This is a genomic window from Marinifilum caeruleilacunae (assembly GCF_013141825.1).
Taxonomy (GTDB): Bacteria; Bacteroidota; Bacteroidia; order Bacteroidales; family Marinifilaceae; genus Marinifilum; species Marinifilum caeruleilacunae.
The window spans coordinates 78,032-98,747 of sequence record NZ_RZNH01000018.1; the positions used below are offsets into that span (position 1 = coordinate 78,032).

27 protein-coding genes are annotated in these 20,716 nt (G+C 37.3%); 21 read left to right on the forward strand and 6 right to left on the reverse strand.

What is annotated here, in order from left to right; translation table 11 throughout:
- Window positions 1–2 precede the first annotated feature (2 nt).
- From rpsN to eno, 17 genes are all read left to right on the forward strand, one after another.
- Window positions 3–272, forward strand: coding sequence for a 30S ribosomal protein S14 (gene rpsN / locus ELS83_RS11860; protein ID WP_171595780.1), 270 nt, complete (start codon window positions 3–5; stop codon window positions 270–272).
- Window positions 273–344: 72 nt separating this feature from the next.
- Window positions 345–740 carry a 30S ribosomal protein S8 gene (rpsH, locus tag ELS83_RS11865; protein ID WP_054714057.1) on the forward strand — a complete coding sequence of 132 codons (396 nt, stop codon included), beginning with the start codon at window positions 345–347 and terminating at the stop codon, window positions 738–740.
- A gap of 16 nt (window positions 741–756) precedes the next feature.
- On the forward strand, window positions 757–1,311 hold the full coding sequence (gene rplF / locus ELS83_RS11870; RefSeq protein WP_171595781.1) for a 50S ribosomal protein L6: 555 nt from the start codon (window positions 757–759) through the stop codon (window positions 1,309–1,311).
- Window positions 1,312–1,329: 18 nt separating this feature from the next.
- Entirely contained in the window at window positions 1,330–1,686 is a 357-nt protein-coding gene (rplR, locus tag ELS83_RS11875) for a 50S ribosomal protein L18 (protein WP_171595782.1), read from the forward strand.
- A 5-nt stretch (window positions 1,687–1,691) separates the two neighbouring features.
- Window positions 1,692–2,204, forward strand: coding sequence for a 30S ribosomal protein S5 (rpsE, locus tag ELS83_RS11880; protein ID WP_171595783.1), 513 nt, complete (start codon window positions 1,692–1,694; stop codon window positions 2,202–2,204).
- An 11-nt stretch (window positions 2,205–2,215) separates the two neighbouring features.
- A complete protein-coding gene (gene rpmD, locus ELS83_RS11885) occupies window positions 2,216–2,392 on the forward strand; it encodes a 50S ribosomal protein L30 (RefSeq protein ID WP_171595784.1) in 177 nt (58 codons plus the stop codon).
- 30 nt (window positions 2,393–2,422) lie between these two features.
- Window positions 2,423–2,869 carry a 50S ribosomal protein L15 gene (gene rplO, locus ELS83_RS11890; protein WP_171595785.1) on the forward strand — a complete coding sequence of 149 codons (447 nt, stop codon included), beginning with the start codon at window positions 2,423–2,425 and terminating at the stop codon, window positions 2,867–2,869.
- A 9-nt stretch (window positions 2,870–2,878) separates the two neighbouring features.
- Window positions 2,879–4,222, forward strand: a complete 1,344-nt coding sequence (gene secY / locus ELS83_RS11895) for a preprotein translocase subunit SecY (protein WP_171595786.1) — start codon at window positions 2,879–2,881, stop codon at window positions 4,220–4,222.
- Window positions 4,223–4,243: 21 nt separating this feature from the next.
- Window positions 4,244–5,005, forward strand: a complete 762-nt coding sequence (map, locus tag ELS83_RS11900) for a type I methionyl aminopeptidase (protein ID WP_171595787.1) — start codon at window positions 4,244–4,246, stop codon at window positions 5,003–5,005.
- A gap of 22 nt (window positions 5,006–5,027) precedes the next feature.
- Window positions 5,028–5,249: a translation initiation factor IF-1 gene (gene infA, locus ELS83_RS11905; RefSeq protein WP_054714084.1), complete on the forward strand. Its 222-nt coding sequence runs from the start codon at window positions 5,028–5,030 to the stop codon at window positions 5,247–5,249.
- Between the two features lie 11 nt (window positions 5,250–5,260).
- Complete coding sequence (gene ykgO, locus ELS83_RS11910; RefSeq protein ID WP_054714088.1) at window positions 5,261–5,377, forward strand: type B 50S ribosomal protein L36; 117 nt, start codon at window positions 5,261–5,263, stop codon at window positions 5,375–5,377.
- Between the two features lie 37 nt (window positions 5,378–5,414).
- Window positions 5,415–5,792, forward strand: a complete 378-nt coding sequence (gene rpsM, locus ELS83_RS11915) for a 30S ribosomal protein S13 (protein ID WP_171595788.1) — start codon at window positions 5,415–5,417, stop codon at window positions 5,790–5,792.
- 10 nt (window positions 5,793–5,802) lie between these two features.
- Window positions 5,803–6,192, forward strand: a complete 390-nt coding sequence (gene rpsK, locus ELS83_RS11920; protein WP_110361010.1) for a 30S ribosomal protein S11 — start codon at window positions 5,803–5,805, stop codon at window positions 6,190–6,192.
- A gap of 145 nt (window positions 6,193–6,337) precedes the next feature.
- Window positions 6,338–6,946, forward strand: a complete 609-nt coding sequence (gene rpsD, locus ELS83_RS11925; protein WP_171595789.1) for a 30S ribosomal protein S4 — start codon at window positions 6,338–6,340, stop codon at window positions 6,944–6,946.
- 21 nt (window positions 6,947–6,967) lie between these two features.
- Entirely contained in the window at window positions 6,968–7,960 is a 993-nt protein-coding gene (locus ELS83_RS11930; protein ID WP_054714099.1) for a DNA-directed RNA polymerase subunit alpha, read from the forward strand.
- Window positions 7,961–7,966: 6 nt separating this feature from the next.
- Window positions 7,967–8,506, forward strand: coding sequence for a 50S ribosomal protein L17 (gene rplQ / locus ELS83_RS11935; protein ID WP_171595790.1), 540 nt, complete (start codon window positions 7,967–7,969; stop codon window positions 8,504–8,506).
- A gap of 203 nt (window positions 8,507–8,709) precedes the next feature.
- Complete coding sequence (eno, locus tag ELS83_RS11940; RefSeq protein WP_171595791.1) at window positions 8,710–9,993, forward strand: phosphopyruvate hydratase; 1,284 nt, start codon at window positions 8,710–8,712, stop codon at window positions 9,991–9,993.
- A 68-nt stretch (window positions 9,994–10,061) separates the two neighbouring features.
- Here eno and ELS83_RS11945 read toward each other — a convergent pair whose 3' ends face one another.
- The gene (locus ELS83_RS11945) at window positions 10,062–10,568 is read right to left on the reverse strand and encodes a response regulator (RefSeq protein ID WP_171595792.1); all 507 of its coding nucleotides are present in this window, start codon (window positions 10,566–10,568) and stop codon (window positions 10,062–10,064) included.
- 218 nt (window positions 10,569–10,786) lie between these two features.
- On the opposite strand from ELS83_RS11945, the gene ettA reads away from it, so the two are divergent.
- From ettA to hisS, 4 genes are all read left to right on the forward strand, one after another.
- Window positions 10,787–12,475 (forward strand): energy-dependent translational throttle protein EttA, encoded by a 1,689-nt coding sequence (ettA, locus tag ELS83_RS11950; RefSeq protein ID WP_171595793.1) that lies wholly within the window; start codon window positions 10,787–10,789, stop codon window positions 12,473–12,475.
- 82 nt (window positions 12,476–12,557) lie between these two features.
- Window positions 12,558–12,911: a DUF4870 domain-containing protein gene (locus tag ELS83_RS11955; RefSeq protein WP_171595794.1), complete on the forward strand. Its 354-nt coding sequence runs from the start codon at window positions 12,558–12,560 to the stop codon at window positions 12,909–12,911.
- Window positions 12,912–12,914: 3 nt separating this feature from the next.
- Window positions 12,915–13,247 carry a hypothetical protein gene (locus ELS83_RS11960; protein WP_171595795.1) on the forward strand — a complete coding sequence of 111 codons (333 nt, stop codon included), beginning with the start codon at window positions 12,915–12,917 and terminating at the stop codon, window positions 13,245–13,247.
- 140 nt (window positions 13,248–13,387) lie between these two features.
- Window positions 13,388–14,749, forward strand: a complete 1,362-nt coding sequence (gene hisS, locus ELS83_RS11965; RefSeq protein ID WP_171595796.1) for a histidine--tRNA ligase — start codon at window positions 13,388–13,390, stop codon at window positions 14,747–14,749.
- A 62-nt stretch (window positions 14,750–14,811) separates the two neighbouring features.
- Here the strand turns inward: hisS and ELS83_RS11970 are convergent, their stop codons facing one another.
- The 5 genes from ELS83_RS11970 to ELS83_RS11990 form a co-directional block, all read right to left on the reverse strand.
- Window positions 14,812–15,291, reverse strand: a complete 480-nt coding sequence (locus ELS83_RS11970) for a hypothetical protein (RefSeq protein ID WP_171595797.1) — start codon at window positions 15,289–15,291, stop codon at window positions 14,812–14,814.
- A 10-nt stretch (window positions 15,292–15,301) separates the two neighbouring features.
- Complete coding sequence (locus tag ELS83_RS11975; protein ID WP_171595798.1) at window positions 15,302–15,691, reverse strand: hypothetical protein; 390 nt, start codon at window positions 15,689–15,691, stop codon at window positions 15,302–15,304.
- A 67-nt stretch (window positions 15,692–15,758) separates the two neighbouring features.
- On the reverse strand, window positions 15,759–16,313 hold the full coding sequence (locus ELS83_RS11980) for an RNA polymerase sigma factor (protein WP_171595799.1): 555 nt from the start codon (window positions 16,311–16,313) through the stop codon (window positions 15,759–15,761).
- A gap of 287 nt (window positions 16,314–16,600) precedes the next feature.
- Window positions 16,601–18,664 (reverse strand): transketolase family protein, encoded by a 2,064-nt coding sequence (locus ELS83_RS11985; protein WP_249414447.1) that lies wholly within the window; start codon window positions 18,662–18,664, stop codon window positions 16,601–16,603.
- A 158-nt stretch (window positions 18,665–18,822) separates the two neighbouring features.
- Window positions 18,823–20,196: a vWA domain-containing protein gene (locus ELS83_RS11990; protein ID WP_171595800.1), complete on the reverse strand. Its 1,374-nt coding sequence runs from the start codon at window positions 20,194–20,196 to the stop codon at window positions 18,823–18,825.
- Window positions 20,197–20,716 lie beyond the last annotated feature (520 nt).

Sequence of the window (20,716 nt, forward strand, 5' to 3'; positions counted from 1 at the left end):
CGATGGCTAAAGAATCAATGAAAGCTCGCGAAGTTAAGCGTCAGAAATTAGTTGAAAAATACGCAGCTAAAAGAGCTAAACTTAAAGAGGAAGGCGATTACATCGCTCTTAGTCGTTTGCCTAAAAACTCTTCACCTGTTCGTTTGCACAACAGATGTAAGATCACTGGACGTCCGAAAGGTTATATGAGACAATTCGGCGTGAGTCGTATCACTTTCCGTGAAATGGCATCAGCAGGTTTAATCCCAGGAGTAAAGAAGGCAAGTTGGTAATCAAAAATTGCTTATCAGAATTTTGTTAAATATTGTCCCGAGCAATCGGGATCAATTTAATTTTTTATTATAATGACAGATCCAATAGCAGATTTTCTTACACGTTTAAGAAATGCGATCATGGCAAATCACAAAGTAGTTGAGGTGCCAGCATCGAACGTGAAAAAAGAAATGACAAAGATTCTTAAGGATAAAGGTTATATCCTTAACTACAAATTTGTAGACGATGGACTTCAAGGAGTAATTAAAATTGCTTTGAAATACCATCCTGAAACCAAGATTCCAGCAATTAAAGATCTTAAACGTGTGTCAAAACCAGGTTTGAGAAAATATTGCGGAGCTTTAGAATTACCTCGCGTACTTAACGGTTTAGGAATTGCGATTCTTTCTACTTCTCAGGGAGTTATGACTGACAAAGAAGCTCGTCAGAAGCATGTTGGTGGTGAAATATTGTGTTACGTTTATTAATTAAGGAGGATTAGAAATGTCACGAATTGGAAAATTACCTATCAATTTGCCTGCCGGAGTAAGCGTAACGGTAAATAAAGATAATTCAGTAGTTGTTAAAGGGCCTAAAGGTGAATTAACACAACAAATTGATGCCGAAATCAAAGTTTCTGTTGAAGAAAATAAGATTGTTCTTGAACGTCCTTCTGATCAGAAAAGACACAAAGCAATGCACGGTTTATACCGTTCATTGATGAATAACATGGTTATCGGTGTATCTGAAGGTTATAAAATTGAGCAAGAATTAGTAGGTGTTGGTTACCGTGCTACTTCAAAAGGTCAACTTTTGGAATTAGCTTTAGGTTACTCTCACTTGATCCACTTGGAAATTGCTCCTGAGGTTAAAGTAACTGCTGTAACTGAAAAGCGTGCTAACCCAATTATCACTCTTGAGAGTTGCGATAAGCACCTAGTAGGACAAGTAGCTGCTAAAATCAGATCATTCAGAAAACCTGAGCCATATAAAGGTAAAGGTATTAAATTTGTTGGAGAACAGCTTAGAAGAAAAGCTGGTAAATCTGCAGGTAAATAATTTCTAAAACAGTAAATTATGGCTTTAACTAAGCAAGAAAGAAGACTAAGAATTAAAAGAAGAATTCGTAAGTCTGTTTCTGGAACTGCTGAAAGACCAAGAATGTCAGTTTTTCGTTCTAATAAGCAGATTTCAGTACAATTGATCGACGATCTTTCAGGTAAAACTTTAATGGCGACTAGCTCGTTAATTAAAGAAATTGCTGAAAAATCAGTAAATAAAATTGAACAAGCTGAACTAGTAGGACAAGCAATTGCTGAAAAAGCAAGCGCTGCAGGTATCACTAGTGTTGTATTCGATAGAAATGGTTATCTATACCATGGTAGAGTTAAATCATTAGCGGACGCTGCTCGTAAAGGTGGCCTTAAATTTTAATAATTATGGCAGATATCAAAAACGTTAAGACCAGCGACGCAGAATTGAAAGACAGACTGGTTGCTATTAATCGTGTTACTAAAGTAACAAAAGGTGGTAGAACTTTTAGTTTCTCTGCAATTGTTGTGGTAGGAAACGAGAATGGATTAGTAGGATGGGGACTTGGTAAAGCAAACGAGGTAACCACTGCTATTGCAAAAGGAGTAGAAGCTGCTAAGAAAAATTTGATTAAAGTACCTGTTTACAAAGGAACTATTCCTCACGAACAACTATCAAGATATGGTGGAGCACAGGTTTTCATTAAGCCTGCTTCTCACGGTACCGGGGTTAAAGCCGGTGGTGCGATGCGTGCCGTATTGGAGAGTGTTGGTGTAACCGATGTACTTGCTAAATCAAAAGGTTCATCAAACCCTCATAACCTTGTGAAAGCAACATTTAACGCTCTTGCTGAATTGAGAGATGCGCATGCTATTGCTGAACAAAGAGGTGTTTCATTAGATAAAGTGTTTAACGGATAATTTTAAGGAAAATGGCTAAGATTAAAATCACTCAAATCAAGAGCAAAATCGGTAGTACCGAGCGCCAGAAAAAAACCTTGGAAGCATTAGGTTTGAACAAAATCAATGCTGTAGTTGAACACGAAGCTACACCTCAAATTAAAGGGATGGTAGCTAAAGTGCAACACTTGGTTTCCGTAGAAGAATAAATCATTGTAAATATTTAGTAATAAATAGATATGGACTTAAGTAACTTAAAACCCGCTGAAGGATCGACTAAAACTAGAAAGAGAATCGGTCGCGGTCAAGGATCAGGAAGAGGCGGTACCTCTACAAGAGGACATAAAGGTGCGAAGTCAAGATCTGGATACTCTAAAAAAGTTGGTTTCGAAGGGGGTCAAATGCCTTTGCAACGTAGAGTTCCTAAGTTTGGATTTAAGAACATCAACAGAAAAGAATACAAAGCGATTAATGTTGAAGTTTTACAAGCATTAGCAGAAAAGAACAACATTACTGTTATTGACGTTGACGTTTTAGTAAATGCTGGTTTAGCATCGAAGAACGATAACGTTAAGATTCTAGGTAATGGTACGATTACTGCTAAATTGGAAGTAAAAGCTCATGCATTCTCAAAGTCTGCTCAATCAGCGATTGAAGCAGTAGAAGGAACAGTTGTTAAATTGTAAGATTAAATAATGAAAGGTTTAATAGAAACATTGAAGAACATCTGGAAGATTGAAGATTTAAGATCACGTATCTTAACTACAATTGGTCTTCTATTAGTGTACCGTTTAGGTGCTAAGGTGGTTTTGCCAGGTATCGACCCGGCTCATTTGGACGCGTTAAAATCTCAAACAGCGGATGGGGTTTTAGGATTGTTGAACATGTTTTCGGGAGGTGCGTTTGCTAACGCCTCGATTTTCGCTCTCGGTATCATGCCATACATTTCTGCCTCTATTGTAATCCAGTTAATGGGAATTGCGGTTCCTTATTTCCAAAGATTACAACGTGAAGGTGAGAGCGGACGTAGAAAAATCAATCAGATCACTCGTTACCTAACAGTTATCATCCTTGTTCTTCAAGCACCGGGATATTTATTAAACTTACATTCAACTTTACCAGAAGCTGCCTTTATTTTAAAAGGTACATTCTTTACGGTATCTTCTGTGGTAATTCTTGCAGCAGGATCGATGTTCATTATGTGGTTGGGTGAGAAAATTACTGATAAAGGAATCGGTAATGGTATTTCAATCATCATCATGATCGGTATTATTGCAAACTTACCATTCGCGTTCATTGCTGAATTAGGATCACGAATTGAAGGACACGGCGGTGGTTTGATCGTTTTGGTTCTTGAAATTGTAGTTCTGTTCATCATTTTTGCACTAACAATTTTGTTGGTACAAGGAACAAGAAAGATACCTGTACAATATGCTAAAAGAATCGTAGGTAACAAACAATATGGTGGTGTACGTCAGTACATTCCTTTAAAAGTGAATGCTGCTGGTGTAATGCCAATCATTTTTGCTCAGGCAATTATGTTCTTGCCAATGGCCTTTGTTAACTATGCTAGTTCCGACGCATTAACAGGAGTAGCTGCAGCCTTATCTAACTTTACCGGATTTTGGTACAACGCACTGTTCTTTGTAATGATTGTATTGTTCACATATTTCTATACTGCGATTACAGTAAATCCAACGCAAATGGCTGAGGATATGAAGAAAAACGGTGGATTCATCCCAGGTATTAAACCAGGAAAGAAAACCATTGATTTCCTTGACACTGTAATGTCACGTATTACTTTACCAGGATCTATCTTCCTTGGTTTGGTAGCAATCTTACCAGCTTTTGCTATGATTGCAGGTGTGAATAATGAATTTGCACAATTTTATGGTGGTACTTCATTGTTGATTCTTGTTGGTGTAGTGCTTGATACATTACAGCAAATTGAGTCTCACTTATTAATGCGTCACTACGACGGATTAATGAAGTCTGGTAGAATAAAAGGCAAATCTCCGGGAGGAGCTGCTGCTTATTAAAATATTTTTGCTTTCTTTGCAGTGATTTTTTATAAGACAGAGGAAGAAATAGACTTACTAATAGAAAGTAATAAACTGGTAGCTAGGACTTTAGGTGAAATATCTAAGGTCATAGCTCCAGGTATTTCAACCATAAGCTTAGATAAAATTGCAGAGGAGTACATAAGAGACAATGGTGCAAAGCCTGCGTTTCTTGGTTACGATGGATTCCCAAACACCCTGTGTATTTCTGTAAATAACCAGGTGGTTCATGGAGTTCCATCTTCCTATGAGTTGAAAGAAGGCGATATTGTATCCTGTGATTGCGGTGTTTTGTTGAATGGCTTCTATGGCGATTCGGCATACACTTTTTCTGTTGGAACAGTAAAACCGGAAATTCGACGATTATTGAAGGTTACCAAAGAAGCTCTTTATAAAGGAATAGAAAAAGCTATCGAAGGTAATCATCTAAGAGATATCGGTTTTGCCATTCAAAAGCATGCTGAGAAGAATGATTACTCGGTTGTTCGAGAAATGGTGGGGCACGGAATAGGAAAAAGTCTTCATGAAGATCCTCAGGTTCCAAATTATGGACAAAAAGGCCGGGGATTAAAATTGAGAGACGGGTTAGTACTAGCAATTGAACCAATGATCAATCTAGGTAAAAGAGATATTTACCAGGAAAACGATGGTTGGACAATTGTAACGGCCGATGGACAAGCATCCGCACATTTCGAACATACTATAGTTGTTCGTAAGGGAAAGGCTCAAATCCTGTCCGGTTTTGAATTTATTGAAGAATAAACAAATAAAATATAAAGAGCTTATGGCTAAACAGCCTTCAATAGAACAAGACGGTACTATTACCGAAGCATTATCGAATGCTATGTTTCGTGTAGAACTTGAAAACGGTCATGTGATTACAGCGCACATTTCCGGTAAAATGAGAATGCACTACATTAAGATCTTACCAGGTGATAAGGTTAAAGTAGAAATGTCACCATACGATCTTACTAAAGGGCGCATTACTTTTAGATACAAAAATTAAACTCGATAAAAATGAAAGTAAGAGCATCTGTAAAGAAACGTTCTGAAGATTGTAAAATCGTAAGAAGAAAAGGACGTTTGTATGTGATTAATAAAAAGAATCCTAAGTTCAAGCAACGTCAAGGATAATTTGATTAATTTTGTAAATAAGATAAATATTTAATTTATGGCTAGAATTGTTGGAGTTGATCTGCCTCAAAACAAGAGAGGTGTAATTAGCTTGACTTATATCTTCGGTATCGGTCGTAGCGCTGCTCGTCAGATTTTGGACGAAGCTGGTGTAGCGTATGATACTAAGGTAAAAGACTGGACAGATGATGAATCTGCTAAGATTCGTCAGGCGATTAATGCAAACTTTAAAGTTGAAGGGGAGTTGCGTTCTTTAACACAATTGAATATTAAGCGTTTGATGGATATTGGTTGTTATCGTGGTGTTCGTCACCGTATTGGTTTACCATTGCGTGGACAAAAAACGAAAAACAACTCACGTACCAGAAAAGGTAAAAGAAAAACAGTTGCAAACAAAAAGAAAGCGACTAAATAATTGTTAAGTTATGGCAAAGAAGTCAACATCAGTAAAGAAAAAAGTTGTGAAGATTGAGGCTGTAGGACAGGCTCATATCCATTCATCGTTTAACAATATTATTATCTCTTTAACCAATAATAACGGACAAGTTATTTCATGGTCATCAGCTGGTAAAATGGGCTTTAGAGGTTCTAAAAAGAACACTCCTTACGCTGCTCAGCAAGCTGCTACAGACTGTGGTAAAGTAGCTCACGATTTAGGGTTGAGAAAAGTAAAAGTATTTGTTAAAGGTCCAGGTAACGGACGTGAATCTGCAATTCGTGCAATCAATGCATGTGGAATCGATATTTCAGAAATTGTAGATGTTACTCCACTTCCACACAACGGATGTCGTCCTCCTAAGAGACGTAGAGTTTAATAAGTATAAGGTTTAATAAAAAATGCAAGCTTAGGCTTTGAATTATTTTTTTTGAATCCTCTCAAAAAAAACGCGGCACTTTTGTAATTCAAAAACCGGGTGAGCAAAGTTTCTATTATTAGAAAAATTTAAATTTTAAAATAACATGGCTAGATATATAGGACCAAAGTCAAAAATTGCTAGAAAATTTGGTGAGCCAATTTTTGGACCTGATAAAGCATTTGAAAATAAAAATTACCCTCCAGGACAGCACGGTAACAGCCGTCGTAGAAAAAAAATGTCTGAGTACGGGGTACAATTGAAAGAAAAGCAAAAAGCGAAATACACTTACGGTGTATTGGAGAAACAATTCTCGAACTTATTTAAAAAGGCCGCAAGAAGTAAGGGTATTACCGGTGAAGTTTTGTTACAACTTCTTGAATGTCGTTTAGATAACGTTATTTACAGATTAGGTGTTGCTCCAACAAGATCAGCTGCTCGTCAGTTGGTTAGCCATAAACACGTAACTGTGAATGGACAGATCTGTAACATTCCTTCGTACTCGGTAAAATCCGGAGATATTATTGGAATTCGTGAAAAATCGAAATCTCTAGAAGTTATTACCGATTCTTTATCAACTGCCAGATATAACCAAGCATCTTGGTTGGAATGGGATCAAACCTCTCTTAGCGGTAAGTTTCTTAACGTACCTGAAAGAACAGAAATTCCTGAAAATATCAAGGAACAGTTAATCGTTGAATTGTATTCTAAGTAATAAATAGTTAATAAGTAATTTATGGCAATTTTAGCTTTCCAAAAACCGGACAAAGTTATCATGCTCGACGCAGACGATAAATTCGGAAAATTCGAATTTCGTCCATTAGAGCCTGGATATGGTATTACAATAGGTAACGCTTTAAGAAGAATTTTACTTTCTTCTCTTGAAGGTTTCGCTATTACAACCATCAAGATTCAGGGAGTTGACCATGAGTTTTCAACTATTCCAGGAGTAATCGAAGATGTAACTGAGATGATCCTGAACTTGAAGCAGGTACGGTTTAAACAAAGAGTTGAGGAAGTGGACAATGAATTGGTAACTGTTACCATTTCTGATCAGGAAACTTTTACAGCGGGCGATATTAACAAGTTCCTTACCGGTTTCGAAGTGTTAAATCCGGAGCTTGTAATTTGCAGAATGGATAGCTCTGCTAAATTGCAGTTAGATTTAACTATTAATAAAGGTCGCGGTTATGTACCTTCTGTTGAAAATAAACCAGTAGACGCTGAGTTTGGTGTAATTCCAATCGACTCTATTTACACTCCAATTAAGAATGTAAAATACGAAGTTGAAAACTATCGTGTAGAACAGAAAACTGACTATGAAAAGTTAATTTTCGAAATTACTACTGATGGTTCTATTCACCCAAAGGATGCATTGAAAGAAGCTGCTAAAATTCTTATTTATCACTTCATGCTATTCTCTGATGAAAAGATTACTCTTGATTCTGATGAGAAATTTGCAAACGAAGAATTCGATGAAGAAGTATTGCACATGCGCCAGCTATTGAAGACCAAATTGGTTGACATGGATCTTTCAGTTCGTGCATTGAACTGTTTGAAAGCTGCCGACGTTGATACTTTAGGAGACTTAGTACAGTACAACAGAAACGATCTTCTTAAATTTAGAAACTTTGGTAAGAAATCTCTAACCGAGTTAGATGACCTATTGGTATCATTAAATCTAACTTTCGGGATGGATATTTCGAAGTACAAATTAGATAAGGAATAAGGTAAAATGAGACATAGAAAGAAATTTAATCACTTAGGAAGAAAGACAGCTCATAGAAAAGCTATGCTTGCAAATATGGCTTCTTCCTTGATTTTGCATAAAAGAATCTCAACTACTACTGCTAAAGCAAAAGCTTTAAAAATGTATGTTGAGCCATTAATCACCAAAAGTAAGAACGATACTACTCACTCAAGACGTGTTGTATTTAGCTACTTGAAACAAAAAGAAGCTGTTACTGAATTGTTCAGAGAAGTATCACCAAAAATTACAAACAGAAACGGTGGTTATACCAGAATTTTAAAAACTGGTAACCGTTTAGGTGATAACGCTGAGATGTGTATTGTAGAGTTAGTTGATTTCAACGAAACTTACACAACTGAGAAGAAAGCAGAAGCTAAGAAGTCTACCAGAAGAAGACGTGGAGGTAAATCAGCTGCTAAAGCTGAAGGAACTGAAGCTGTTGAAGCTAAAGCAGAAGAAGCTGCTGAAGCAAAAGCTGAAGAGGCTAACGAAGCTGCTGAAGAAACAGATAAGAAGGAAGAATAGTCTTCCTTTTAAGAATATTAAAAGGGGTAAAGTTAATCTTTATCCCTTTTTTAATGCCCTAAAGATTTTTGAAACGTTTGCGTAAAAAGTTTGATATGTTTTACATGCAAACTGCATTATAAATTGCTTGAAAATGACGAAATTTAGGGTTGAAAATTAAGAAGTTAAATTATTTGCTATTATAATTATTTAATACGTAAGTTATGTCTGAAATTGTAAAGATTCACGGTCGTGAGATTCTTGACTCACGTGGAAACCCAACTATCGAAGTTGAAGTAACATTAGCAAGCGGTGTAATGGGACGCGCTGCAGTTCCATCGGGAGCTTCTACTGGTGAAAATGAAGCATTAGAGCTTCGTGATGGTGATAAAGCTCGTTACCTTGGAAAAGGTGTGTTAAAAGCTGTAGAAAACGTAAATACAGTTATCGCAGAAGCTTTAGTTGGTATGGACGCTACTGATCAGGTTGCTGTTGATACTGCTATGTTAGAGCTTGATGGTACTAAAACGAAGTCGAAGTTAGGTGCTAACGCTATGTTAGGTGTTTCTTTGGCAACTGCAAAAGCTGCTGCTGATTACTCAGGTATGCCATTGTATCGTTACATTGGTGGTACTAACGCAACAGTACTTCCAGTACCAATGATGAACATCATCAACGGTGGTTCTCACTCTGATGCAACAATCGCATTCCAGGAGTTCATGATTCGTCCTGTAGGTGCTCCTTCTTTCCGCGAAGCATTAAGAATGGGTGCTGAAGTATTCCACGCTCTTGCTAAAGTATTGAAAGGTAAAAATCTTTCTACTGCTGTAGGTGATGAAGGTGGTTTCGCTCCAATGTTAGGTGGTACTGAAGAAGCTATCGAGTGCATTTTAACTGCTATTACGAACGCTGGTTACAAGCCAGGTCGTAAAGAAGATGGTGGTGATGTTTCTATCGCTATGGACTGTGCTGCTTCTGAGTTCTTCAAAGATGGTGTATATGACTACAGCATTTTTGAGCCAAACGGAGTAAAAAGAAACTCTGAAGAGCAAGCTGCTTATTTAGCTGAATTGATCGAGAAATACCCAATCGATTCTATCGAGGATGGTATGGACGAAGGCGATTGGGACGGATGGGTAGCCCTTAACGCTAAAGTTGGTGATAAGTGTCAGTTAGTAGGTGACGATTTATTCGTAACTAACGTTGAGTACTTGTCAAAAGGTATCGAGTTAAAAGCTGCTAACTCAATCTTGATTAAAGTAAACCAAATTGGTACTTTAACTGAAACAATGAACGCTATTGAAATGGCTCACCGTGCAGGTTATACTTCAGTAACTTCTCACCGTTCAGGTGAAACTGAAGATGCTACTATTGCTGATATCGCAGTAGCAACTAACTCAGGTCAGATCAAAACTGGTTCATTAAGCCGTTCAGATCGTATGGCTAAATACAACCAATTACTTCGTATCGAAGAAGAATTGGGAGCTAACGCTAAATTCGGATGCTAATCATCCAATTAAGTATATAAAAAAAGGGATCCATACGGATCCCTTTTTTTATATCAATATATTTGCTTTTAAACGTATTCTTGTATTAGCTCATAGATGGTTTTGCACTGGAATGGTTTCGATAAATAAACATCCATACCGATTTCTACAGATATGTCCTTATCGTCGGAATAATAATTGGCAGTAAAAGCAATAATAGGAGTTGGTCTTTTAACCTGGCGCTCCTCCTCAATTTTTCGAATTCGCAGAGATGCTTCAATTCCACCCATAATTGGCATTTGCAAATCCATCAGAATAATATCGTATTCTTCTTTTGCGTATTTTTCAACAGCTTGCTTGCCGTTTTCAGCAATATCAACCTTGCCAACTTTGTGCTTTAAGTATACCTCAAGTGTTTTTCTGTTGCTTGGTTGATCTTCCACCAGCAACACTCTAACATCTTCAATCTTTTTATCAGTCTTATTTGGATGAGTTTTTACGATCTGAATCGATTCAATACTCTCTTCCCAATATATCTTTTTTTTCGTCTCAATGCCTATTTCATCAAGCAATGCAGCTAATCTCTCGTTTACCATTTTTTGCATACCTATAACCCCAATGATTAATATTTAAAAATAGAAAAATTAAAGTACAATAAAAAGCTACAGGCAGTAATTTAATCAACATAAAACAAAACACTTATTCACAAATTTTCTTAATGTATTGCATTCTAATCAATTTAATTCGTAAAGAACTACCCGCAATTTTTCTATTTTTGCAGTAATTAAATCAGATAATTTAAAATCTTATAATAATGTCAGACGATAAGAAGATTATTTTTTCGATGATGGGGGTGAGTAAAATTTTCCCTCCTCAGAAAAAAGTATTGAATAATATCAACCTTTCTTTTTTCTATGGTGCTAAAATTGGGATCATTGGTTTAAATGGTTCTGGTAAATCTACATTGCTAAAAATTATTGCCGGGCTCGAAAAATCATTCGATGGACATGTGGTTTGGCCCAAAGAGCATAGCATAGGTTACCTTGAACAGGAACCGCAATTGGATGATACAAAAACCGTGAAGGAAATTGTTCAGGAAGGAGTTCAGGAAATTGTGCAGGTTTTGGCTGATTACGAAGCTGTAAATTTAAAATTTGCCGACCCAGAGGTATTGGAAGATCCTGACAAAATGCAGGCCGTAATGGACGAGCAGGCAGTTCTTCAGGAAAAAATCGACCGCTTCGATGCATGGAACCTGGATACAAAACTGGAAAGAGCAATGGATGCACTTCGTTGCCCGGATGGAGAAGCTTTGGTGAAGCATCTTTCGGGTGGTGAGCGTCGTCGTGTTGCATTGTGTCGTTTATTGCTTCAGGAACCGGATATTCTTCTTCTGGATGAGCCTACCAACCACCTCGATGCTGAATCGGTTCAGTGGTTAGAGCAACACCTTCACCAATACAGGGGAACTGTTATTTGTATTACTCACGACCGTTACTTCCTGGATAATGTTGCTGGCTGGATTCTTGAGCTTGATAGAGGAGAAGGAATTCCTTGGAAAGGGAATTACACTTCGTGGCTGGATCAGAAATCGAAGAGATTGGCCCAGGAAGAAAAAGTGGCCAGCAAAAGAAGAAAAACCCTTGAGCGAGAGTTGGAATGGGTTAACATGGCTCCTAAGGCTCGTCAGGCGAAAAATAAGGCCCGTTTGAAGGCATACGATACCTTGATGAACCAGGATGTAAAACAGAAGGAAGAGAAATTGGAAATTTTTATTCCTAACGGACCTCGCTTGGGGAACAAAGTGATACATGCCAATGAGGTTGCCAAAGGTTTTGAAAACAAATTGTTATTTGAAAACCTGGAGTTCGAGCTTCCGCCAGCAGGTATTGTTGGTGTTATTGGGCCTAATGGTGCTGGTAAAACAACCCTATTCCGTATGATTATGGGATTGGAACAGCCCAACAAAGGAACTTTCGAAGTAGGTGATACGGTAAAAGTTGGATATGTAGACCAGCAGCATGCAGATATCGATCCTGAAAAAACAGTTTATGAAGTAATTTCGGGAGGTGGAGATTTGATTAGTGTTGGAGGCAGACAAATAAATGCCCGTGCTTATGTAAGTCGTTTTAACTTCTCTGGTGCCGACCAGGAGAAAAAATGTGGTGTGCTGTCGGGTGGTGAAAGAAACCGTCTGCACCTGGCCTTAACTTTGAAAGAGGAAGCCAATGTTCTATTGCTGGATGAGCCTACCAATGATATTGATGTAAATACCCTTCGAGCTCTTGAGGAAGGTTTGGAGAGTTTTGCTGGTTGTGCAGTTGTGATTTCACACGACCGTTGGTTCCTGGATCGTGTTGCGACTCATATTTTGGCATTCGAAGGCAATTCTGAAGTCTACTATTTTGAAGGCAGTTATTCCGATTACGAAATCAACCGCAAGAAACGTTTGGGCGATGAAGGTCCGAAACGAATCAGATACAAGAAACTAATTGCAGATTAAGACAAAAGGGGGAGATTTTGAAAAGGAATCTTCCCTTATTTTTTGTAACTTAAGCTAATATTATTCTTAATTCAAAAATATCATGAGCGAATTTGCAACACCTAGCGAAGAAAGAAATTGGGCAATGTTTTGTCACCTGTCGGCTTTTTCAGGATTAATTATTCCATTTGGTAATATCATTGGGCCATTAATTTTATGGTCGATGAAAAAAGACCAATCTGAATTGGTAAACAGGGAAGGGAAAAAAGCATTGAATTTTCAGATTTCGATGAGCATTTACCTGTTTATTTCAGCATTCCTAATTATTATTGGTATTGGGATTTTGTTGCTAATCGCATTAGGTTTGGTGAATCTTATTTTTATTGTAATGGCAGTGGTAAAAACGCTTAACGGTGAAGATTATCAATACCCGCTCAGTATTAAAATTATCAATTAACGAATGAAATCTTTCTCATTATACAAGACAATCTACTTTTTAGGGGTTGTCTTAATTTTTGTTGGTGGTTACCGACTATTTAAACAGTTATCTTATGGCGACATCCTATTTTCAATAGGAATTATTTGCTACTCGGGTGTTCAAATTTTCTTGTTGTTCTACAAAGCAATATCAGATTGGAAAATATTTGAATACCTGAAAATGGTAGTGAATGTACTATTCCTGTTATCAATTATACTCTTAATGATTTTGAACCTGCAAGAATGGTATTATCCTTTCATACTTGGATTATTAATTGATTTCTTTACCAATATCCTGAAAAGGATAAAGAGTTAAACCCAATTTTTCACCCATTTTAATGGCTCATTTTTCCAGATTTGAATTCTGTCAGGGAAGATGACAGGCTTTACTGTGCTACTATCGAAATATTTAATATTTTTGTAGTTCTGATAAAAAACCAAAATAAAGAATAAGCAATGGCTCAAAAACCGTCTATTCCTAAAGGAACGAGAGATTTTTCACCAGTAGAAATGGTGAAGAGAAATTATATTTTCGATACCATTAAAGAGGTTTTTCAATTGTATGGTTTCATGCCTATTGAAACTCCATCGATGGAAAATCTTTCTACTCTAATGGGAAAATATGGAGAAGAAGGGGATAAACTACTGTTTAAAGTGTTGAATTCGGGAGATTTTATCTCGAAAGTGCGCGATGAACAATTGCAGGAACGCAATTCAGCAAAGTTAACAACAAAGATTAGTGAAAAAGGTTTACGTTACGACCTAACCGTTCCTTTTGCACGATACGTTGTTCAGCATCGCAACGATATTAGTTTCCCTTTTAAGAGATACCAGATTCAGCCGGTATGGAGAGCCGATCGTCCACAAAAAGGACGTTACCGCGAGTTTTATCAGTGCGATGTAGATGTAATTGGCAGCAATTCATTACTAAACGAAGTGGAGTTAATTCAGATTGTTGATGAAGTTTACCGCCGATTACAACTTAATGTAGTTGTGAAACTGAACAATCGAAAGATTCTTGCTGGTATTGCCGAAATTATTGGTGAAGCTGAAAAAATTATTGACATCACTGTTGCCATTGATAAGCTGGATAAGATTGGTTTGGAAAATGTGAACAAAGAGTTGGCAGAAAAAGGTGTATCTGCGAAAGCAATTGAAACCCTTCAACCAATTATTCTACTTTCTGGTACCAATGCCGAAAAAGCTGCCAAGCTAAAAGACTTATTGGCCGATTCGGAAGTAGGTATGAAAGGAATTGAGGAATTGGAAACTGTTTTCAATTATCTTGAAAAACTAGATGTACAAACCGAAGTTGAATTGGATTTGACTCTTGCAAGAGGCTTGAATTATTATACCGGAGCCATTTTCGAAGTAAAATCGAAAGATATGGAGTTTGGTAGCATTACAGGTGGTGGTCGTTACGACGATTTAACTGGTATTTTTGGTTTAAAAGATGTTTCTGGTGTAGGGATTTCGTTTGGTGCCGACCGTATTTACGATGTACTGGAGCAAATGGATAAATTCCCTGAAGAAACAGCAGCTACTACCAAGGTATTATTCATAAATTTTGGAGAGAAAGAAGAGCTTTTCTGTTTACCGATATTGGCAAAACTACGTGCCAATGGAGTAAATGCAGAAATTTACCCTGCTTCTCAAAAAATGAAGAAACAGATGACTTATGCCAACAACAAAAATATTCCTTTCGTGATTATGGTTGGTGAAAGCGAAATGGAAGAAGGATTGGTAAGTTTGAAGAATATGGAAACCGGAGATCAGGAAAAATTAAGTCCTGAGCAATTGATTGAAAAACTGGCCTAGAAGTAAATAGGAACCAAATAAAAAGGGCTGTCAACCGACAGCCCTTTTCTATTACGTGTATATTAATTTCGTTCCTTGCGTCCCATATGACGGCCTTTTTCTTTAATTTTTCTGAGCAGCATACTTTGAAATTGCTTTTCGGTATGATATAGCTCAAGTACCTTCTTAATGGGAAGAATCTTTTTAAATTTTTCATGATACTCCTTGTTCAGCTGGGCATCTTTGATTCGATAGGCAATCATGTCATCACTAATTTGCACCAATTCGCTCTCAGGAATGCTATCTAAACCATTACGGATTTTGTGAAACAAAACACGACCTTCTTTTCTTAGGGCATCTTTTTTCTTTTCCAATTCGTTGTATACAGGCCAGAACAATTGAGCTTCTTCAGGCGTTAATTCTAACTTCTGGGTAATGTACGATATCTTTTGAGCCTTAATTTCCTTGTGCATTCTGCCACGACCTTCGCCTTTGCCATGCTGGGCCATTGCCGAAAAACAAAACACCATTAGTATTGATATGGATAGGATTATTCTGTTCATAGTTCAATTGTTATAAGTTCGCCAATAATTCATCGGTTGCAATATCGTAATCCGAAAGATACTCAATAATTTCATCAGTACTCGTTTCAGACATGCTGTCGAAGAATATTTCTGAATCTGTATTTTCTGTACTTACAGTACTTGTATCTTCTATCTGTGTAATCTGCTGATTTTGAAAATCTGTAGGAACAGATGTGGTCAAAATAAGCTTGGCTACGAAAACAAATCCAATAATACTTGCAGCCATCCACATATATGGCTTCAAGACTTGAACCAAATTTTTCTCTTTTGGATTTTCTTCTTGCTCTATTCTTTCACTGATTCGATCACTTAGGTTCTCAAAGTAATCTTCAGGAACTTTAAATGGTTGATCTTTTTTCATATCCGACAGATTATTCATGATTCGTATATTTTTTAGACTGTCAAAATTCAATTTGGTTTAATCTGTTACTAACTAGATTGTTTTTCTAACACTCCAGCTTTAAAAGAGATTCGATTTTCTTTACTGCATGATGGTAGGAAGCTTTTAAAGCTCCAACCGATGTTTCCAGTATTTCTGATATTTCTTCATATTTCAACTCATCAAAATACTTCATATTAAATACCAGGCGTTGTTTTTCCGGCAACTGTAAAATTGCTTTTTGAAATTCGATTTGCGCCTGATCTCCATCGAAGTATTCATCAGCTTCTAAATTTGCCATCAGCATTTCCTCAACATCTTTATTGGCAAAAGCGATATTACGCCTCTGTTTGTCCTTTAAAAATGTTAACGATTCGTTGGTTGCGATCCTGTACATCCAGGTAAAAAGCTTAGCGTCGTACCTAAAGTTAAGCAAGCCTTTCCAAATTTTCACGAAAGTATTCTGCAAAACATCATCTGCATCATCATGCGATAATACAATTTTCCTGATTTGCCAATACAGTCTTTCCTGGTATTTTTTCACCAGCAAGGAAAAAGCCTGACTTTGGGTTTTCTTATCCTGGAAAAGGTGTAATATTTCTTCGTCAGATATATTATTCATCAATATCTAATCTATTATTGAAATTTATTCTATTCTTCAAATTTACTAAGAATAATGCCAATTGTTTTTGCCTTCTTTATCTTGCTTTCGCTGAGAAGGGATCAGTACAAAATCAATTGGGACTAAAAGTAGCCATTTGCAATTGCATCTCGAAGGGTAAGACTCAAATCTTTTGAAAAGGTTTAATTGAAGTGTGAAAATTTAGTTCGTTTACTGAACAACCTTTACAGCAGGGCAAAAAAAATCCGGAATCAAATTGACTCCGGATTCATATTTTGAATTGCGAATTACTTTTGAAGCAATGCTTCAACTTCTATCACAACATTTTCAGCAGTATAACCAAACTTCTGATCAAGAACACCAGCAGGAGCTGAATATCCAAAATGATCTAAACCTACAGATTTTCCGTTAGGTCCAACCAATCCTTGAAGTGTTACAGGTAAACCAGCAGTTAAACCAAGAACAGGAATTCCAGCAGGAATTACCTCGTTTTGGTACTCAGCCGATTGTTGTCTGAACAATCCTTCAGAAGGAACCGATACGATCTGAACTTTCAAACCTTTTTCAGCCTTAAGAATTTCGGCACCAGCAACAAGAGTTGATACTTCAGAACCACTAGCCAATAAAATAACATCAGGAGTAGATTCAGGTTTTTCAACAATGTATGCACCTTTTTCAGCAGCCAAAGCTTCTTCGTATCTGCTACCATTAGCCGAAGGAAGGTTTTTAATATTCTGGCGAGATAAAATTAGCGCAGTTGGAGTTTTTGTGTTCTCCATAGCCATTTTCCAGGCTACTGTTGTTTCGTCAACATCAGCCGGACGAAGAGCCAATAAACTCATTTCTCCAGAGTGATTTTTCAATTGCTCTAACAAACGAATCTGAGCTTCTTGTTCAATTGGCTGGTGAGTTGGTCCATCTTCACCTACACGGAAAGCATCGTGAGTCCAAATGTACTTCACAGGAACTTCCATTAGTGCCGATAAACGAACAGCTGGTTTCATGTAATCAGAGAATACGAAGAAAGTACCACAGGCTGCAAAAACACCACCGTGAAGAGCAATACCATTACAAATTGATGCCATGGTTAACTCTGCTACACCTGCTTGCAAGAAAGCACCAGAGAAATCACCTTTAACCAATGCTTTTGTGTTTTTCAGGAATCCATCTGTCTTATCTGAGTTACTCAAATCAGCCGATGAAACGATCATATTGTCTACCTTGTTTGCCAATTCAGCCAATACAGCTGATGAAGCAGCACGTGTTGCAGCATCTGCTTTCTGTGCAATCGAAGCGTAATCAATTTCTGGAGCTTCGCCGCTGAAGAATTTCTCCAATTTAGCAGCCAATTCCGGATTTGCTTTTGCCCATTCAGCTTGTTCAGCTTTCTTGGCAGCAGCATATTCTTGTTTCTTTTTAAGAACTTCTTTGTAGTAAGCCTCAACTTCAGGGAAAATCTGGAAAGGATTCTTTGGATCACCACCAAGGTTTTCGATGGTTTTATCAAGAGAAGCACCAGCAGCACCCAATGGCTGACCGTGAGTTGAAACCATATTTTCGAAGCTTCCACCTTCAGCATCAACAGCACCTTTACCCATTACTGTTTCACCAATAATTAAGGTAGGACGTTCTGTTTCGTTGTTAGCAGCAAGCAATGCAACACGAATTTCCGATGCATTGTTACCATCAATCGTGATTACATTCCATCCCCACGCTTCGTATTTTTTTGCTGTATCTTCAGTAGTAACTTCATCAACTTTTGTTGAAAGCTGAATGTTGTTAGAATCGTAGAACATGATAAGGTTACTCAAACCTAAAGTTCCGGCAATTCTACCAGCACCTTGAGCAATTTCTTCCTGAATACCACCATCAGAAATAAAAGCATAAGTTTTGTGAGACATCCAGTCGCCAAAACGTGCGGCTAAGAAACGCTCAGCAATGGCAGCACCAACAGCCATTGTATGACCTTGTCCTAGTGGACCAGAAGTGTTTTCAACACCTCTTTCAAAATCAACCTCAGGGTGACCAGGAGTTGGAGAACCCCATTGTCTGAAGTTTGCAAGTTCCTCCATGCTGTAGTTGCCTGTTAAAGCAAGAATTGAATAAAGCATAGGAGACATATGACCCGGATCCAGGAAAAATCGATCACGATTAATCCATAAATTATCACTTGGGTCGAAGTTTAAAAATTCGGAGTAAAGTACGTTTACAAAATCAGCACCACCCATAGCACCACCAGGATGACCAGATTTTGCTTTTTCTACCATAGCAGCTGCAAGAATACGAATGTTATCCGAAGCCTTGTCAGTTACCGTAAGATCCACTTGGTTGTTCATTTCTTTTAGATCCATTTGTAATTAAATGAGATTTTAATGATAAAAACTTGGTAAGGTTTTATTTAATGGATGCAAAGATATACAAAAATGTCATCCTACATGAGCGAATCTCATCTAAATAATAGATACTTAGAGAAAAGTTCAACTTTTTATAAATCTGTAAATCAATATGTTTAGAATCGTACCGGAACCGACTTGCCCGAATGAATTTCAAAACTTCTCTTTCTTGAGTTTTGAGATAGGCTGGCATTTTTATTTCTAAAGATTACATGATAAACCCCAGGCTGCAGTGTTAAGGTTTCCCGAAGTTTTTTCTCTTCGATATCGTAGATCCACTCCAATTGCCCATTTCGTTGTACAAATAAACTGCATGGGCCACTCGATGGTTTAAAAATGGTAGCCAAACCAGGTTGTGGTAAAGCAATTCTAGTTGTTTTACTCTGATCAATTTTTACGTTTGGGATCGAGATTCTGGGAAGTGTTAATATTTCCAGATTGTATTTCCCAACAAGGTATTTAATGTTTTGATTTAATTTTTGGGTGTTAATAATCTGGGTGTCGATTTTTACGATAGTCTGCAAATCTTTATACATATTCATGCGGGTCGATTCAATTTTTAGAAATCCCTGTGGAGCATCAAATCCTATTTTGGTATGCTTTCCTGCCTGAATCATTACACTATCCTTACGCAGTTCGGGAATGGTATGAATCGTGATATCGTAGGTTAATAATGGATCGATATAAAGAGTATCGGGATTACCTTTTGCATTAAGAGTATGCATAAACTGGTAGCGAACTTTCCCCGATACTTTATTGTAAAAGGTCATTGCCACATCTGTTTCGCTAGGATATCCATTTGCATCGATAAGGTTGACCTGCGCCGAAGTTTTATTCAATACCTGAGACATGACATATTCTAAAGTACCACCAAATTTTTCTTCATGGTCCACTTGTAAATAGTTCCCTATGCACTCAAAACTACTTTTGAAATTTACATCCAGGCCAATTCCTATAATAAATGGTTTGAGAATAATTCCGGCTTTCTGCAGCTTCTCCGATACTTCACACGGATCTCCATCACAGGCTTCCACTCCATCGGTAATTAGAATCACTACATTTCGGACTCCTGGCTTTGAAGCAGGAAAATCGTTGGCAGCCATTTCTAAGGAGTGAGCGATTGGAGTTGTACCTTTTGGAATTAAATAGCGCAGAGTTTGCCTTATTTTTCCAGTATTATTCGGTCTAAAAGGAACTTCAAGTTTGGTGTCACTGCAATCTTGCGGTGGAACCGGACTTTGGTGCCCATAAACCCGCAGTGCCATTTCAACATTGTTTTCACACTCCAGGCTGTCTATCATTCGAATCAGGAATTTTCTGGCAATATCTATTTTTTTAGATTTCTCCCAATATCCATTCATGCTTTGTGATGCATCGAAAATGAACAGAATTCTTGTTTTCTCTTCGGCTTGGATCGAATTGTTTTGTGCGAGTGATGTACTGGCTAATAAAAGCGCAAACAGGGCTATAATAAACGATTGTGACTTCAAAACGAAATTTTAAGTATTAGTCTGACAAAAATACGAAATGATTATTTCATTTAAATTTTAAGAAGTATTATTTATCAAAACTTATTTTTAAATTTGATATACTAAAATAACACTTGGGTTTTTGAAATAATATGAGTAAATCGCTTTTGTATACTTTATTTTTCCTTTTTTGTTTGGTTGGACTGGTAATTTTCTTTTCCGGAAATGACGGTCTGATTGTAAAAATGAGGATTCACAAGAACGAAAAGGAATTTCGAAATGTCTACTATCTGCAAAAGGAAAAATTTAAGGTGGTTACGGAAAGTAGATCAATCATTTTTTGCGAAGGAGAACTGAGTTTACTCGATACCCGAAAAAAGACCTACTGGAAGGGTGAACTGCACCCCAAAAGTTGGACACAACATTTGGGGTGTTTTTATGACTAAAAAAAAGAGAAACAAATTTAGTATTGAGGATAGAGAACAAGCAGTTCTAAAAATACAGAACGAAGGAAGATCTTGCCTATCTGTTGCACGAGAAT